We start from the raw sequence: 15,778 nt of genomic DNA, 5'->3' as shown, positions 1-15,778 counted from the left end.
CCCCGTGATCGGCACGCTCAACGCCCTGGTCGACCTCGTCGACGCAGACCGCGGTCAGGAGATCGACGTCGCCGCCTTCGCCCGCGCACACGGCACCACCGAGTACCACCTGCGCCGGATGTTCTCGGCGCTCGCCGGGATGCCGCTGACCGTGTACGTGCGGCGTCGTCGGATGACGCTCGCGGCCGCGGAGCTCGCCGCCGGCGCACCGAGTCTGCTCGATGTCGCCGTTCGGCACGGCTACGGGTCGACCGAGGCGTTCGCCCGGGCGTTCCGCGCCGTGCACGGCATCGGGCCGGCAGACGCGCGTCGGCACGGGGGTCCTCTCCGCACACAACCCACGCTCCGGTTCCGCCTGAGCGTCGAAGGGAGCACCCCGATGGATGTCACCATCACCCACCGCCCCGCGTTCGTCCTCGTCGGCCATGCCGCGGAGGTCCCGCTCGTCCACGTCGGCGTCAATCCGCACATCCAGGCGCACATCGCCGGCATCCCGCCGGAGGAGCACGCCCGACTCAAGGCCCTCGGGAACGAGGAGCCCGCGGGCATCCTCGCCGTGACCGCCGACATCGATCCGGATGCCCCGGAGGGGACACCTCTGACCTACCTGCACGGGGTGGCCGTGCGCGACGACACCGCGGTTCCCGACGACCTCGACGCCCTGAGCGTGGCGGAGGGCACCTGGGCCGTGTTCGGCGCGAGCGGACCCTTCCCCGAGACCCTGCAGAATCTGTGGGCGGCGACGGCGACCGAGTGGTTCCCGTCGAACCCGTGGCGGCTGCGGCCCGGGCCGTCGATCGTCCGCTACCGGGAGTTCACCGGCGACACGGCTTCCTGCGAGCTCTGGCTCCCCGTCGAGCAGAGCTGACCACGCATCGGGTCGGGCCCGAGGGCTCGACCCGATGTCCGTGGCCGCTGGCACACTGACCGCACGACGTACCGAGAGGCGGGCCATGACGGCGATCGATCCCAAGAAGACTATCGACGCGTATCAGGCGAAGCGGGGCGCTTTCCGTGTCCTCGAGGTGCCGCCGCTGACCTATCTGATGATCGACGGCGCCGGAGATCCGAACACCGCTCCGGCCTTCTTCGACGCGGTCGCGGCGCTCTACCCGCTGGCGTACACCCTCAAGTTCGCCAGCCGGGCCGAGCTCGGCGTCGATCAGGTCGTGATGCCCCTGGAAGGCCTGTGGCACGCGCCCGACATGGCCTCGTTCACCACCCGGCGTGACAAGTCGACGTGGCTCTGGACACTCATGATCATGGTGGGCGACCACGTCACTCCCGCCCTGTTCGACCGCGCGGTCGAGACGGTCGCGGCGAAGAGCGCGAAGAAGGGGGAAGAGCTTCCGGCGCTGGCCGCCGTCCGGCGGGAGGTCCTCGACGAGGGGCTCTGCGTGCAGACGCTGCACATCGGACCGTTCGACGATGAAGGCCCGGTGCTGGAGGAGCTGCACGAGCGCTTCGTCCCGGAGAACGGGTTGCGGCTGCGCGGGCGGCACCACGAGATCTACCTCAGCGACCGCCGTCGCACAGCCCCGGAGAAGCTGCGCACCATCCTGCGGCAGCCCGTCGAACGGATCACCTGAGCGCTTCCGCACCGCGCGTGCGGAAAGCAACCCCCTCATTCCGGCGGTCTGCGGCGGATACTCTTCGAGCATGAGCACCGTCAAGCATGCGGCGCGTGTGGCGAAGGACTCCACCGCGTTCCGGCGGACCGCCCGCGCGGGTTTCGTCGTCCTCGGGATCATCCACATCATCATCGGCGCGATCGCCATCACGATCGCGGCCGGCGGGTCGGGGGACGCCGACCAGGATGGCGCGATGGAGCAGGTGCGCAACAACCCGATCGGCGGACTGCTGCTGCTCGCGATCGCCGTGGGCCTCTTCGCGCTCGCCGTGTGGCAGGTGGCGAGCGGGTTCCTCGCCGCCGACCCCGCCGAGACGAAGAAGTGGGGCAAGCGCCTCAAGCTCTTCGGCATCTCCGGCACCTACCTCGTGATCGCCGGCCTCGCACTCGTCTACGCGGTGGGCGGCCGCGCGGAATCCTCCGACGCGTCGAAGACCCTGAGCCAGGTGGTCCTCGCCGCACCCGGCGGGGTGGCCCTGCTCGTAGTGATCGGCCTCAGCGTCATCGGCGTCGGCATCGGCTTCATCATCGGCGGGATCATGCGCTCCTTCCGCAAGCTCATCGACGTGCCGACCGGAGCCGCCCGCGCCGGCGTGATGGCGCTCGGCATCGTGGGCTACATCGGCAAGGGCATCGCGGTGGGGGTCACCGGGGTGCTGTTCGTGGTGGCGGCCGTGACGCAGGACCCGGAGCGCGCCGCGGGTCTCGACGCCGCGCTGCACAGCCTGCTCAGCCTGCCGTTCGGGCGGCTCATCCTCGGTGCCGTCGGCGTCGGCTTCGCCCTGTACGGCGCCTTCTGCATCGCCCGCGCCCGCCTCGCCCGCATGTCCTAGTCCTTCCGCGCTTCCGCCGGGCACGACTTCGGAGATCGTTGCCGACACGCCGCTCGACGGTCCGGCAGCCCGACGTGTCTTGTCCCATCTCCGAAGTTGTGCCCGCCCGGAGGCGGACCCCGGTCGGCCGGAAGATGGGAGACTGGAACGATGAGCGCTTCTCCCGGAGTCGACGTGATCACCCCGCTGACCGAGACCGAGGTGGAGCGGATCCGCGAGGACTTCCCGATCCTGCACACCCGCGTCCACGGCCACCCGCTGGCGTACCTCGACTCAGGGGCGACGTCGCAGCGTCCGGAGTCCGTGCTCGACGCCGAACGCCGCTTCGCCACCACCATGAACGCGGCCGTCCACCGCGGCGCCCACACGCTGGCCGCCGAGGCGACCGAGCTCTTCGAGGACGCCCGCAGCACCCTCGCCCGATTCGTGGGCGCCGATGACGACGAGATCGTCTGGACCTCGAACGCCACCGAAGCGGTCAACCTCGTCGCCTACTCGCTCTCCAACGCCTCCCTCGGCCGGGGTGGGGCCGCGGCCGAGCCTCTCCGGCTCCGCGAAGGGGACGAGATCGTCACCACCGAGATGGAGCACCACGCCAACCTCATCCCCTGGCAGGAGCTCGCTGCGCGCACCGGGGCCACGCTCCGGGTCATACCGCTCGACGACGACGGGGCCCTGCGGCTGGATGCGGCCGCGGAGATCATCTCGGAGCGCACGAAGCTCGTGGCCTTCACCCACGTGTCGAACGTGCTGGGCGTGATCAACCCCGTCGAGACCCTTGTCGCGCTGGCCAGGGAGGTCGGCGCCCTCACCCTGCTCGACGCCTGCCAGTCGGCTCCGCACCTGCCGCTGGACCTCCACGCGCTCGGGGTCGATCTCGCCGTCCTCTCCGGCCACAAGATGCTCGGCCCCACCGGCATCGGCGCGCTCTACGGCCGTCGCGAGGTCCTCACCGCGATGCCCCCGTTCCTCACGGGCGGTTCCATGATCACGACGGTGACCACGACCGAGGCCGAGTACCTGCCGCCGCCGCAGCGCTTCGAAGCGGGCACGCAGCGGGTGTCCCAGGCGATCGCGCTCGCCGCCGCGGTCGACTACCTCTCCGCGGTCGGGATGGATCGCATCGCCGCGCACGAGGCCGCGTTCGGGCAGCGTCTCGTCGAAGGACTCGGGGCGATCGACGGCGTGCGGGTCCTGGGCGCGGGCATCGAGCTGCCGCGTGTGGGGCTCGCGAGCTTCGACGTGGCAGGGATCCACTCGCACGACGTCGGGCAGTTCCTCGACGACCAGGGCATCGCGGTGCGCGTCGGTCACCACTGCGCCCAGCCGTTGCACCGTCGGCTGGGTGTGACCTCGTCGACGAGGGCGAGCACCTACCTGTACACCACCGCGTCCGAGGTGGACGCCGTCATCGAGGCGGTCGCCGGAGCGATCGCGTTCTTCGGGAGGGGCGCATGAGCGACTTGCAGAGCCTGTACCAGGAGTTGATCCTCGACCACTCGCGCACGCCGCACGGCTTCGGCCTCCGCGAGGAGATCCCCGCGCAGTCGCATCAACTCAACCCGACCTGCGGCGACGAGATCACGCTGCAGGTGCATCGCAGCGCCGACGGCGGCGTCGAGGCGATCGCGTGGGAGGGACACGGGTGCGCCATCTCCCAGGCCTCCGCGTCGCTGCTCGCCGAGCTCGCCGAGGGGCTCACCGTGGACGAGCTCGAGGTGCGCATCGCGGCGTTCCGGGAGGCGATGCGCTCCCGCGGAACGATCGAGCCGGACGAGGAGCTGCTCGGCGACGCCGCGGCGCTCGGGGGAGTGTCGCGGTACGTGGCGCGCGTGAAGTGCGCGATGCTCGCCTGGGTGGCCGCGGAGGACGCGCTCACGCGCCTCTGACCGCGTCCGCCTCCCGTTCTCGACGGGAATAGCATCGGCCGGCAGGCGTTGGCCCGAGCATGACAACTCTCGGAATCATCGGAGCAGGCAACATCGGCAGCCAGGTCGCCCGTGTGGCGGTGGCCAACGGCTATGACGTCGTGATCGCGAACTCGCGGGGGCCTGAGACCCTGGCCGATCTCATCGCAGAGCTCGGGCCGCACGCGAAGGCGGCGACGGCGGAGGAGGCGGCCGCCGCGGCGGACGTGGCCGTGGTGACGGTGCCGCTGCGCGCGATCGATCAGCTTCCCGCCGCGCAGCTCGCCGGGAAGATCGTGCTCGACACGAACAACTACTACTTCGAGCGCGATGGGCACATCGAGGCCCTCGACAAGGGCGAGACCACCACGTCCGAGCTCGTGCAGGCGCAGCTCCCGGAGTCCAGGATCGCCAAGGCGTTCAACCACATCTACGCCGCCGAGATCACCACCGACGGCGCCCCCGCGGGTACGCCGAACCGTCGCGCGCTGGCCACGGCCGGGGACGACGAGGAGGCCGTGGCCTTCGTCACCCGCTTCTACGACGAGGCCGGTTTCGACACGGTCAACGTCGGCCCGCTCAGTGAGTCGTGGCGGGTCGAGCGTGACCGTCCGGCGTATGTCATCCGGCAGAACGCGGAAGAGCTGACGGCCAGCGTCGCGCGGGCGAACCGTCTGCCCTGACCCTGGCGCGCGCCCCGGTCTGGGATACCAAACTTGGCTAATCCCGGGCCGGAGTGCGACAATGCCCGGATGGCGGGGGCTGTGGGGGTAAGCGGGGAACTCGAGTCGGTGAGGGTCACAAGGATCCTCCGAGACGACATCGTGCTGGGTCGGCGCGCGCCCGGTTCCCGGCTGGTGGAGCGGGATATCGCCGCCGAGCTGAATGTGTCCCGACTCCCGGTGCGGGAAGCCATCCGCACGCTAGTCGCGGAGGGCGTGGTCGTCGCACGGCCCCGGACGTGGGCCGTGGTGCGGGAGTTCACCCATGACGACATCCGCAACTTCGCGGAGGTGCGCGAGGCGATCGAGACCCTCATCTTCGTGTTCGCGGCCGAGCGCCACGACGCGAAAGGGCTCGCCCGGCTGCGCGAGGCGTACGAGCGCGAAGTCGCCGCGGCGCGGGCCGGCGACGCGGAGACCGCCCGGACGGCGGCCGCGGTGTTCCATGAGGTCGCCGTCGACCTGGCGGGCAACGAGATGCTCGGCGAGCTCATCGCCGTGTTCCTGACGCGCTTGCGCTGGCTGTTCGGACAGCACGACGATCTGGAGGCGATGGCGGAGGAACACCGCGTCATCCTCGAAGCCGTCCGTGCGCGCGATGTCGAGGCGCTACGACAGATCGTCCCCGCGCACCTGGCGAGCGGGCACTCCGCGGCCGAACGGCGGCTGGCGCAGACGGCGACCACCTGAGGCGTCCGTCCGGAGAACGACCCCCGGACGCGCCGCGAGCGGTTGTATCCTTGTCCGGTCGGAGTCGGTCCGGTCTGTTCGCGCTGTCCTGGGGAGCGAGATGCGAAGTCTTGCTGTCGTCGTCGGGGGGATCCTCCTGCTCGGAGGTGCTGCGCTCCTGGTAGTGGCCGATCAGGAGCGCGCCGCCGGTGTCGCTGCCGTGAAGGCGGAGATCGCGCGGATCGAGCAGGTGCTCGCGGAGTCGCAGGCCGAGAACCTCGAACTGGCGGAGCGTCTCACCGCTCTGCGGTCGCACATCGCGGAGCAGGACGCCGAGCTGAACGACACGACGGGCTTCCTGCCGTGATGCGGCGGGTGCTGGCGGTGACGGTGTCCGCAGCCGTGCTCCTCGCGGGGGCCGCCGTCGCGCGATCCGACGCACTGGACCAGGAGCGCGCCGAGGCGGTGGCCGAGCTCTCCGTGCTGGCCAACCGGTCATACGACGCCGCACAGCGTACCGACCACCTGTCCGGCGCGGTGGCCCGGGCCGAGCAGGACGCGGAGGATCGAGCCTCCGTCCTGGCGGTGCGGCCGGCATTCCTGGAGGAGCTCTCGACGTTGGCCGCCGTCCTCCAGGGCGCAGACGGCAAGGTCGATACCGCGGCGCACCTCGCTTCCGCCCGGTCCGCGCAGGAGACCGTGCGCGCCGAGCGCCATGACCCGGCCACCGTGGTCGCGGCGACCGCGACGGTGGAGGCGCTCACGCAGAAGGTCGGCACCGAGGTCGCCGGGTGGCAGGCGTCGCAGAGCGTCGGTCCCGGGGGGCCCGCGTGGGCATCGAGCGGGCCGGACGGCTACGCGCGGGTGCGGGCCGCCCTCGACCGGGTGGGCGGCGGGGGCGTCGGGTTGTATGAGTCATCGTCCTGTGCGGGTGGCACCGCGCCTGCCTGCGCCAACAGCAACGGCTACATCAAGTACCGCGCCGATATCACCGGCTGGAGCGAGGGGCGCCTGAACTGGGCGATGGCGCATGAGCTGGCTCACATCTATCAGTTCCGGGTCTGGGGCACCCTCACCTCATCGGGCGCGTACGGGGCGATGTTCGGCGGCGATCCGGAGTTCCTCGCCAACTGCATGGCCGTGGTCCGCGGCTTCCCGGGGGCGGTCGGGTGCTCCGGGGAGCAGCAGGCCTGGGCCTCGGGTATCTGGGTCGGCGTCGTCGGCTGAGCCTCGATTCGACGCCGCCTCCCGATGTCGGACGTCTGCGGCAAGCTGATCCGGAGCGATTCCGGCCGAGACTGCGCGGCATCCATACCGGTACGCTCGAGAGAAGGAGGTGCCGGTGGGACGGACTGCGGATGCCATCGCCGAAGGCGTCGCGATCGCGACGGCCGCTGCGCGCCTCGCCGTGAAGAACCACATCCTCATCGGCACCATCGCCGAGGACGGCGTCTTCGATCTCGACAAGTACGTCGAGGATGCGAGGGCTGCGCTCGGGGCGATGGCCGAGGAGTCGGAGGAGGCCGCCGCCACGGTCACGGCTCTGCGCAAGCGCGCCCGCGGTCGGCACTCCGATCCGGTGGGCACGCACGACTACCGTGACCGCGACGTGCGCAATCTCCGGCGGCGGGCCAAGCAGTCGCTCGGCGTCGCACAGCGTCTGCGCGAGATGATGGACGACCGTGCCCAGCTGGAGAGCATCGTCGAGGAGGCGCGCGCGGCGGCCTGGGCCGATGTGCGGCATAACCTCGACCGTCGACTGCGCGTCGAAGGCATGCGACCGGACCAGGATCCCGACTACGCACGTATGCGCGAAGCGCGGATGCAAGCGCTGCGACTGGTCGATCTCCAGGCGCTCTCGTCGCAGCAGCGGGCCAGGGAGAAACGGCGGAAGAAGCAGGAGAAGGCGGCCGCGAAGGGCGAGTGAGCCCTCGTTTCGCTTTCCTGTCTCGTCTGTTGTAGGCTGGTCGTCGGCCCGCTGAGCGGTAAAGCACCGCGGGTCCTGCGCCTCTAGCTCAATGGATAGAGCATCTGACTACGGATCAGAAGGTTGGGGGTTCGAGTCCCTCGAGGCGCACACTGTGTTGAGACAGTACGGAACCCCCGTCGCGGAAGCGGCGGGGGTTTTCGCTGTCCCGGGCACATGCTCCGGTTAGAGCAGGCTGGTGATCGCCGGGTCGCGCTCGGCGAGGTCGGCCGCCGTGGCCATGATGGCCGTGCGCATCGCGGCCACCGCAACCGCGGGGGTGACGTCGGAGCGATGGGCGAGACTGATCGTCCGGGACATCGCCGGGTGGGCGAGGCGCGCCGACCGCAGCGCGGGGCGCTCGAACAGCACCATCGCAGGGACCACCGCGACCCCGACGCCTCGTTCCACGAAGCGGAGCACCGCATCCATCTCCGCACCCTCCAGCGCGAGCGTCGGGGTGAGGTCGGCGGCGCGGAAGGCGGCGTCCATCGCGGCCCGCAGCTCATAGCTCTCGTCGAACTGGATGAGCGGGAGGGTGGCGAGGTGCGCGAGGCTCACGGACGGGCCGTGGGTGACCGGAGGTGCGGAGGCCGACGAGATCACCACGAGCTCCTCGGCGAGGAGCGGAACGTGCGTGAGGCTGACCCCCGCAGGTACCGGACCCTCGGACTGGGTGACGAGGGCGATGTCGACGGCGCCGACCGCGAGCTGTTCGACGAGCAGCCGGGAGCCGCCCTCGGTGAGGTGCAGGTCGATGCCGGGGTGCGCGGCGTGGAACGTGCTGAGGGCTTCCGCGACGAGACTGATGCAGAGGGTGGGTGGGGCGCCGAGGCGCACGCGGCCGCGACGGAGGCCGGCGAGCTCGGCCACCTCGTCGCGGATGGCGTCGGCTTCGGCGAGCATGCGCTGCGCGCGGGGGAGGACCGTCTCGCCGGCGGCGGTCAGGGCGATGTGGCCGCGGGCACGATGGAACAGCTCGGCGCCGAGCTCCCGCTCGAGGGTCGAGATCTGACGGCTCAGCGAGGGCTGCGCGAGATGGAGGTGCTCGGAGGCGCGGGTGAAGTGGCCGAGGCGGGCGACTTCGACGAACCCGCGGAGCTGCTCGAGGTTCATATCCATAGCGTACCCGCATGGTTTCCAGACGAACTATGCATTGGAGTTATTAGGATCGCCTAACTAGCGTCGAGAGCATGAATGCACCCGAACGACAGATCTCCACCACGGTCCTTGTGATCGGCACCGGAGGCTCCGGGCTCCGCGCCGCGATCGAGGTGGCCGAACACGGCGTCGACGTGCTCGCCGTCGGCAAGCGCCCCCGGCAGGACGCCCACACGTCGCTCGCAGCCGGCGGCATCAACGCGGCGCTCGGCACGATGGACGCCGAGGACAGCTGGCAGCAGCACGCCGCGGACACGATCAAGGAGAGCTACCTCCTCGCCAACCCCCACACCGTCCAGATCGTGACCCAGGGCGCCGAACGCGGCATCCGCGACCTCGAGCGCTGGGGCATGGACTTCGCCCGCGAAGGCGACGGCCGCATCTCGCAGCGCTTCTTCGGCGCGCACACCTACCGTCGCACGGCCTTCGCCGGCGACTACACCGGCCTCGAGATCCAGCGGACGCTGGTCGCCCGCGCCGAGCAGCTCGACGTCCCCATCCTCGACAACGTCTACATCACGCGTCTGCTCGTTCGCGACAACGTCGTCTTCGGCGCCTACGGCTTCGACCAGGCGGACGGCACGCGCTACCTCATCCATGCGGACGCCGTGATCCTCGCCGCCGGTGGGCACAACCGCATCTGGCGTCGCACGTCGTCACGGCGCGACGAGAACACCGGCGACTCCTTCCGGCTCGCGGTCGAGGCGGGGGCGCGACTCCGCGATCCGGAGCTGGTGCAGTTCCATCCGTCCGGCATCATCGAGCCCGAGAACGCCGCCGGCACGCTCATCTCCGAGGCCGCGCGCGGGGAGGGCGGCATCCTCCGCAATGCCCTGGGCGAGCGGTTCATGGCGAAGTACGACCCCGAGCGGATGGAGCTGTCGACGCGGGACCGGGTCGCGCTCGCCGCCTACACCGAGATCCAGGAAGGACGCGGCACCGCGAACGGCGGCGTCTGGCTCGACGTGTCGCACCTGCCGCGCGAGACCATCATGACCCGGCTTCCGCGCGTCTATCAGACGATGATGGAGCTGCAGATGCTCGACATCACGGCGGACCCGATCGAGATCGCGCCGACCGCGCACTACTCGATGGGTGGCGTGTGGGTGCGGCCGGACGACCACCAGACCGACGTCGACGGGCTGTACGCGATCGGGGAGGCATCGAGCGGACTCCACGGCGCGAACCGTCTCGGCGGGAACTCCCTCATCGAGCTGCTCGTCTACGGTCGGATCGTCGGTCAGGCCGCCATGGCCCACGCCGCGGGGCTCGAGGCCCAGCGCCGGTCGGCCGACGCGGTCGCCGCAGCCCGTGCCGAGATCGACGACCTCCTCGCCGCGGAGGGGCGCGAGAACGTGCGGGCTCTGCAGCGCGCCATCCGCAACCTCATGACCGAGTACGCGGGCGTGGTGCGGTCGGAGGAGGGCCTAGAGGCCGGACTCGCCGACCTCGACATGATCGAGGGGCGGATGGAGGACATCGGCATCCACCCGGACATCGCCGGATTCCAGGACCTCGCGCACGCGTTCGACCTCAAGGCCTCCGCGCTCGCCGCCCGGGCCACGCTGGAGGCGGCGCGGGAGCGTCGGGAGACGCGGGGATGCCACAACCGCAGCGACTTCCCGGACACCGATCCCACGTTGCAGGTGAACCTCGTCTGGTCGCCGACCGCCGGCGTGACCCGCGAGGAGATCCCCGCCGTCCCCGACGAGATCGCCGAGCTCATGCGCGACGTCGACACGACCGGCAAGCTCGTCGAGTAGATTCCCGAGACCCCGCTTTCGCGTCGAGACCCCGCCCTGCAGGCGTCTGCAGGGCGGGGTCTCGACGGTAGTGCGGGGTCTCGCGGAGGGCTCAGTCGACGCCGAGGCCGACCGCCTCGTGGTCAGGCTCGGGGTCGTCGCGCTTCGGGGCCTTCGGCTCCTCGCCGGGGGACTTCTCGGTGCTGGGCTCTTCCAGCTCCTCGGTGCTCGGCACCTCGGCAGGGTCCGCGTCCTCGGGGGAGTCCGCCTGCGCCGGCGTCGTCGCCTCACCCTCCGTGGTGTCGGAGGCCGGGGTCGGGGTGGGGGTCTGCGCCTCGGGCGAGAGCTCGTCGTTCGCGGTCGGTTCGGGAGTGCTGTCGGTCATGATCGTCCCTTTCTGCGATGTCGTCCCCACAGCCTGCCTCCGACTCTCCGGGAGATGAAGGGCCTTGACGCGGACCCGCCGGCCGCGCGGTTAATCGCGGTGAACCGGAATCCCGAACTCGGCGTAGCCTGGAGGGGTGACTGCGTACGTCTCGGCCTTCGACCTCTTCTCCATCGGCGTCGGCCCGTCCAGCTCGCACACCGTCGGACCGATGCGCGCCGCGCTCGACTTCGCGCGGCAGCTCTCCGCCTCCGGCGAGCTCGACCGCGTCGGCCGCGTCGAGTGCACGCTGTACGGCTCGCTCGGCGCCACCGGGATCGGCCACGGCACCCCGGACGCGGTGGTCGCGGGGCTCCGCGGTCTCGCGCCCGAGACGTGTGACCCGGCGGACGTCCGCACGGCTTGGTCCGCCTACCCCGAGGGGGAGCCGCTGCGGATCGACGGCGCCCATGCGGTGCCGTTCCGGAAGGACGACATCGTGTTCGCGCCTCGGACCCGACTCCCCGGACACCCGAACGCCATGACGCTCATCGCCCGCGACGGCGACGGGATCACCCTGTTCGAGCAGACGTACTACTCGATCGGCGGCGGTTTCATCCGGCGCGAGGGGGAGGAGGCGCACCTCGCGACCGGCGCCTTCCCGCATCCCTACGCCGATGCCGCCTCGCTCCTCGCGGTGTGCGATGACCTCGGACTGTCCATCGCCGAGGTCGCCCGCCGCAACGAGACCGCGCTGCGGAGCGAGGAGGAGGTCGCCGCCGGCCTCGACGCGATCTGGGATGCGATGTCGGGTTGTGTGGACGCCGGTCTGCACGCCGACGGCGTCCTTCCGGGCATGCTCCAGGTCAAGCGCCGCGCCGGCACGATCCGCGCGCAGCTCGAGGCGGTCGAAGCCGACGGGCACCGCGAGCTGCCCGGCGAGTGGCTCGGCGCGTTCGCACTCGCCGTGAACGAGGAGAACGCGGCGGGTGGTCGCGTCGTGACGGCACCGACCAACGGCGCGGCGGGCATCCTTCCCGCGGTGGCGATGTACTGGTGGCGCTTCCTCGCCGACTCGGGACTCGGCGCCGGGAACGCGGTGACGCCGTACGGGGAGCTCGTCGGCAGTGCGCTGCTCGGGTTCGACGGCGCCCCGCCGTCCCCTCCCGCGCTCGATGGGGCGGATGAGGAGATCGCCGAGGCGAACCGCCGCCGGGGCATCCGCAGGTTCCTGTTGACGGCCACCGCGCTCGGTTCGCTGTTCAAGGCCAATGCCTCGATCTCCGGCGCCGAAGGCGGGTGCCAGGCCGAGGTCGGCTCCGCGTGCGCGATGGCCGCGGGCGGGCTCACCGCGGTGATGGGCGGCACGAACCGGCAGATCGAGAACGCGGCCGAGATCGCGATGGAACACCACCTCGGCCTCACGTGCGACCCGATCGGGGGACTCGTGCAGATCCCGTGCATCGAGCGCAACGCGATCGCCGCCTCGACCGCCGTCACCGCCGCCCGCCTGGCGCTCCGGGGCGACGGCAGCCACTACGTCTCGCTGGATGCCGTCGTCGAGACGATGCGGCAGACGGGTCTCGACATGTCGACGAAGTACAAGGAGACCAGCGAGGGCGGTCTGGCGGTGAACGTCATCGAGTGCTGACCTCGCCGACCCACCCCCTTTCGCGCGCCCCGGCCCGTTGTGTGCGCACGGAAAGGGGGGGGCAGGCACACAGAGGGGTGGCTCGACGGAGGAGGGAGAGGCGCATGCGGCAGCAGCCGGTCGTCGCGGTGCGGCCGAACGAGGAGGCGCCGATTCCGGATGGGACGTGGCCGTCGAACATCCCCGCGGTCGCCCAGGTGCTGCGCGAGGGACTGGATCTGGGACCGGGAGTGACCTTCCTCGTCGGCGAGAACGGCAGCGGGAAGTCCACCCTCGTCGAGGGCGTCGCGATCGCCTACGGTCTCTCGCCGGAAGGCGGATCCCGCCAGGCTCACCACCGGACACGCCCGAGCGAGTCGCCGTTGTCGGACTGGCTGCGCCTCCAACGGGGCGTCGGGGCGCACCGCTGGGGGTTCTTCCTCCGGGCGGAGACGATGCATTCGTTCTACACATATCTCGAGGAGAACCCCTCCCTCCGCGGCGATGTGCCCTTCCACGAGATGAGCCACGGGGAGTCGTTCCTCGCCCTGCTCGACAGCCGCTTCGATGATCCGGGGTTCTACTGCCTGGACGAGCCGGAGGCCGCGCTGTCGTTCCATTCGACTCTCACGCTGATCGCCGTGCTGCAGCGCATCGCCGACGAGGGCGGCCAGGTGCTGTGCGCCACGCACTCCCCGGTGCTTGCGGCGCTTCCGGGCGCCGCCATCCTGGAGGTCGGGGAGTGGGGGATCCGCCCGGCCGCCTGGGAGGACCTCGAGATCGTGAACCACTGGCGCTCGTTCCTCGGGCAGCCGCAGCGGTATCTTCGGCATCTGCTCGGTGAGCGAGGATCCGCGGAGCCGTAGGCTGACGGGCATGACCGAGCAGCAGGCGCCGAGACGACGCGGGCGCCCGCGCGGCGGCACCGACTCCCGCGAGCGCATCGTGTCCGCCGCCGTCGACGAGTTCGGTGCGCAGGGGTACGACGGCGCGACCGTGCGATCGATCGCCGCCCGCGCCGGAGTCGACTCCGCGCTTGTCCACCACTACTTCGGCACCAAGGCCGACCTGTTCGCCGAGGCCGCCGGGATCCCGTTGCGCCCCGACCTCGACGTCCCGGAGATCCTCGCGGGGCCGAAGGCCGAGGCGGGGGCGCGGCTCGTCCGCTACGTGCTCGATGCCTTCGAGAAGCCCGACGTGCGCCGCCGCGGCGTGCTCCTCCTGCGCACGGCGATAGGGAGCAGACTGACGACGCCCTTGCTCGCCGGGTTCCTCTCCCGCGAACTGCTCTCCCGTGTGGCGCGCCGCCTCGATGTGCAGGACGCCGACCTCCGCGCCGCACTCGTCGCGTCGCAGATGGCCGGCATGCTCATCGGCCGCTACGTCCTGCAGCTTCCCGCGCTCGCCGGCGCCTCCGTCGACGAGCTCGTCCGCCGCGTCGGCCCCACCGTCCAGCGCTACCTCTTCGACTGACCCTCCCCGCGGCGGGCACACCTTCGGAGATCTCGGGCGCCGCGCCGGACGGCACGGGCCGCCGGCGGCGTGTCGATCCGGCGCCCCGAAGCCGTGCCCGCCCGAGAGCCGTTGACGCCCGACGAGGGGAGGCGCATAATTCATCGCATGATGAATAATGCGGCCGTCGAGATCACGCAGCTCCGCGTGCGGCGTGGGGCCGTGTCCGTGTTCGACGGCATCGACCTCGCCGTGCCCCGCGGCCAGATCACGGGTCTCCTCGGCCCCTCGGGGTGCGGCAAGACCACGCTCATGCGGTCGATCGTCGGTGTGCAGCGGATCGCCTCCGGCGACGTCACCGTTCTCGGCCAGCCGGCCGGGTCCCGCCGGCTCCGGCACCGTGTCGCATACGGCACGCAGGGCGCCTCGGTCTACGGCGATCTCAGCGTGCGGCAGAATCTCGCCTACTTCGCGTCGCTTCTGAAGGCGCCGAAGGGTGACGTCGACCGGGTCATCCAGGAGGTGGGCCTCGGCGCGCAGGCGGCGCAACTCGTCGACGCGCTGAGCGGCGGCCAGGCGACGCGGGTGTCGCTCGCGATGGCCCTGATCGGTTCCCCGGAGCTCATCGTGCTGGACGAGCCGACGGTCGGGCTCGACCCTGTGCTGCGCGCAGAGCTCTGGACCCTGTTCCGCAGGCTGGCCGACCGGGGCGTCACGCTCATCGTGTCGAGCCACGTGATGGACGAGGCGGTGCGCTGCGATCGGCTGCTGCTGATGCGGGAGGGGAGGATCATCGCCGACACCACGCCGTCGTCCCTGCTCGCCGACACCGGCACGACCGACGCCGAGGCCGCGTTCCTGGCGCTGATCGAACGGGACAGGGCCGCCGGCGCCGCGTTCTCTCGGCGCGCACGCCGAGAAGCGCAGGAACGCCAGGAGGAGGACGGGACATGAACGGCCGCCGGCTGTTCGCGACCGCCGGCCGTGTGCTCACGCAACTGCGGCACGACCCGCGGTCCATCGCCCTGATGCTCATCGCCCCGAGCCTGCTCGTCGGTCTCTTCGCCTGGCTGTTCAGCGAGCAGGACGGTGTGTTCGATCAGTTCGGCGGTGCGATCCTGGCGCTGTTCCCGTTCATCGTGATGTTCCTCATCACGTCGATCACCACCCTGCGGGAGCGTCGTTCCGGCACGCTCGAACGGCTGATGACCACGCCGCTCGAGAAGGCCGACTTCATCCTCGGGTACGCGCTCGCGTTCGGGCTGATGGCGGTGCTGCAGGCGGTGATCACGGTCGCGTTCGCGGTCGGGGTCTGCGGGCTCGACGTGGACGGGCCGCTGTGGCAGCTGGGTCTCGTCGCGGTGGTCGATGCCCTGCTCGGCACGGCGCTGGGGCTCCTGGCGAGCGCGTTCGCCCAGACCGAGTTCCAGGCGGTGCAGTTCATGCCGTTGCTGGTGTTCCCGCAGATCATCCTCGGCGGTCTGTTCATGCCGCGGGACCAGATGCCCGACGTGCTGTACGCCATCTCCGACTGGCTGCCGCTGAGCTACGCGATCGACACGATCAACGCGGTCGCGGCGGGGGACGAGGGGTGGGACGTGTTCGGCCCGCTGCTCGTCGTCGTGGCCTTCGCCGTCGGTGCTCTGGTGCTCGCTGCCCTCACGCTGCGGCGGCGCACGCGCTGAGCAGCGATCCGGGAGCG

At 71.0% G+C, this 15,778-nt stretch carries 18 protein-coding genes and 1 tRNA gene; 17 read left to right on the top strand and 2 right to left on the bottom strand.

Going from position 1 to position 15,778, the window contains the following annotated elements; all coding sequences use genetic code 11:
• Positions 1–4 precede the first annotated feature (4 nt).
• From DW296_RS04830 to DW296_RS04780, 11 genes are all read left to right on the top strand, one after another.
• Positions 5–868 carry an AraC family transcriptional regulator gene (locus DW296_RS04830; RefSeq protein WP_136051318.1) on the top strand — a complete coding sequence of 288 codons (864 nt, stop codon included), beginning with the start codon at positions 5–7 and terminating at the stop codon, positions 866–868.
• 85 nt (positions 869–953) lie between these two features.
• Complete coding sequence (locus DW296_RS04825) at positions 954–1,589, top strand: GyrI-like domain-containing protein (RefSeq protein WP_136051317.1); 636 nt, start codon at positions 954–956, stop codon at positions 1,587–1,589.
• Positions 1,590–1,659: 70 nt separating this feature from the next.
• Positions 1,660–2,463, top strand: a complete 804-nt coding sequence (locus DW296_RS04820) for a DUF1206 domain-containing protein (protein ID WP_136051316.1) — start codon at positions 1,660–1,662, stop codon at positions 2,461–2,463.
• 150 nt (positions 2,464–2,613) lie between these two features.
• A complete protein-coding gene (locus DW296_RS04815) occupies positions 2,614–3,921 on the top strand; it encodes a cysteine desulfurase (protein WP_136051315.1) in 1,308 nt (435 codons plus the stop codon).
• Positions 3,918–4,352, top strand: coding sequence for a Fe-S cluster assembly sulfur transfer protein SufU (gene sufU, locus DW296_RS04810; RefSeq protein ID WP_025104553.1), 435 nt, complete (start codon positions 3,918–3,920; stop codon positions 4,350–4,352). Before DW296_RS04815 ends, sufU begins: the two co-directional genes overlap by 4 nt.
• 59 nt (positions 4,353–4,411) lie before the next feature.
• Positions 4,412–5,053 carry an NADPH-dependent F420 reductase gene (locus tag DW296_RS04805; RefSeq protein WP_136051314.1) on the top strand — a complete coding sequence of 214 codons (642 nt, stop codon included), beginning with the start codon at positions 4,412–4,414 and terminating at the stop codon, positions 5,051–5,053.
• 69 nt (positions 5,054–5,122) lie between these two features.
• A complete protein-coding gene (locus DW296_RS04800) occupies positions 5,123–5,782 on the top strand; it encodes a GntR family transcriptional regulator (RefSeq protein ID WP_136051313.1) in 660 nt (219 codons plus the stop codon).
• Positions 5,783–5,882: 100 nt separating this feature from the next.
• On the top strand, positions 5,883–6,128 hold the full coding sequence (locus tag DW296_RS04795) for a hypothetical protein (RefSeq protein WP_136051312.1): 246 nt from the start codon (positions 5,883–5,885) through the stop codon (positions 6,126–6,128).
• Positions 6,128–6,988 carry a hypothetical protein gene (locus tag DW296_RS04790; protein WP_136051311.1) on the top strand — a complete coding sequence of 287 codons (861 nt, stop codon included), beginning with the start codon at positions 6,128–6,130 and terminating at the stop codon, positions 6,986–6,988. Before DW296_RS04795 ends, DW296_RS04790 begins: the two co-directional genes overlap by 1 nt.
• 115 nt (positions 6,989–7,103) lie before the next feature.
• Positions 7,104–7,688 (top strand): asparagine synthase, encoded by a 585-nt coding sequence (locus DW296_RS04785; protein ID WP_136051310.1) that lies wholly within the window; start codon positions 7,104–7,106, stop codon positions 7,686–7,688.
• A 77-nt stretch (positions 7,689–7,765) separates the two neighbouring features.
• Positions 7,766–7,838: transfer RNA gene (locus DW296_RS04780), tRNA-Arg, on the top strand.
• A 75-nt stretch (positions 7,839–7,913) separates the two neighbouring features.
• On the opposite strand, the gene DW296_RS04775 is transcribed toward DW296_RS04780, so the two are convergent.
• Positions 7,914–8,849, bottom strand: a complete 936-nt coding sequence (locus DW296_RS04775; RefSeq protein WP_168428983.1) for a LysR family transcriptional regulator — start codon at positions 8,847–8,849, stop codon at positions 7,914–7,916.
• Positions 8,850–8,920: 71 nt separating this feature from the next.
• Here DW296_RS04775 and DW296_RS04770 point away from each other — a divergent pair, with 71 nt between their 5' ends.
• On the top strand, positions 8,921–10,651 hold the full coding sequence (locus tag DW296_RS04770) for an L-aspartate oxidase (protein ID WP_136051308.1): 1,731 nt from the start codon (positions 8,921–8,923) through the stop codon (positions 10,649–10,651).
• Between the two features lie 91 nt (positions 10,652–10,742).
• On the opposite strand, the gene DW296_RS04765 is transcribed toward DW296_RS04770, so the two are convergent.
• A complete protein-coding gene (locus tag DW296_RS04765) occupies positions 10,743–11,015 on the bottom strand; it encodes a hypothetical protein (RefSeq protein ID WP_136051307.1) in 273 nt (90 codons plus the stop codon).
• Positions 11,016–11,151: 136 nt separating this feature from the next.
• Here DW296_RS04765 and DW296_RS04760 point away from each other — a divergent pair, with 136 nt between their 5' ends.
• From DW296_RS04760 to DW296_RS04740, 5 genes are all read left to right on the top strand, one after another.
• Complete coding sequence (locus tag DW296_RS04760; protein ID WP_136051306.1) at positions 11,152–12,645, top strand: L-serine ammonia-lyase, iron-sulfur-dependent, subunit alpha; 1,494 nt, start codon at positions 11,152–11,154, stop codon at positions 12,643–12,645.
• Between the two features lie 104 nt (positions 12,646–12,749).
• Positions 12,750–13,490, top strand: a complete 741-nt coding sequence (locus tag DW296_RS04755) for an AAA family ATPase (protein WP_136051305.1) — start codon at positions 12,750–12,752, stop codon at positions 13,488–13,490.
• Positions 13,491–13,500: 10 nt separating this feature from the next.
• Positions 13,501–14,097, top strand: coding sequence for a TetR/AcrR family transcriptional regulator (locus DW296_RS04750; RefSeq protein WP_136051304.1), 597 nt, complete (start codon positions 13,501–13,503; stop codon positions 14,095–14,097).
• Positions 14,098–14,244: 147 nt separating this feature from the next.
• Positions 14,245–15,030, top strand: coding sequence for an ABC transporter ATP-binding protein (locus DW296_RS04745; RefSeq protein WP_136051303.1), 786 nt, complete (start codon positions 14,245–14,247; stop codon positions 15,028–15,030).
• Positions 15,027–15,761, top strand: coding sequence for an ABC transporter permease (locus tag DW296_RS04740; protein ID WP_136051302.1), 735 nt, complete (start codon positions 15,027–15,029; stop codon positions 15,759–15,761). The genes DW296_RS04745 and DW296_RS04740 overlap by 4 nt, the downstream gene beginning before the upstream one ends.
• Positions 15,762–15,778 lie beyond the last annotated feature (17 nt).

This window comes from Microbacterium sp. K36, assembly GCF_004794355.1.
GTDB classification, from domain to species: domain Bacteria; phylum Actinomycetota; class Actinomycetes; order Actinomycetales; family Microbacteriaceae; genus Microbacterium; species Microbacterium paraoxydans_D.
Note: the sequence above shows the minus strand (reverse complement) of the source record. Positions and strands in the feature narration are given on the sequence as shown.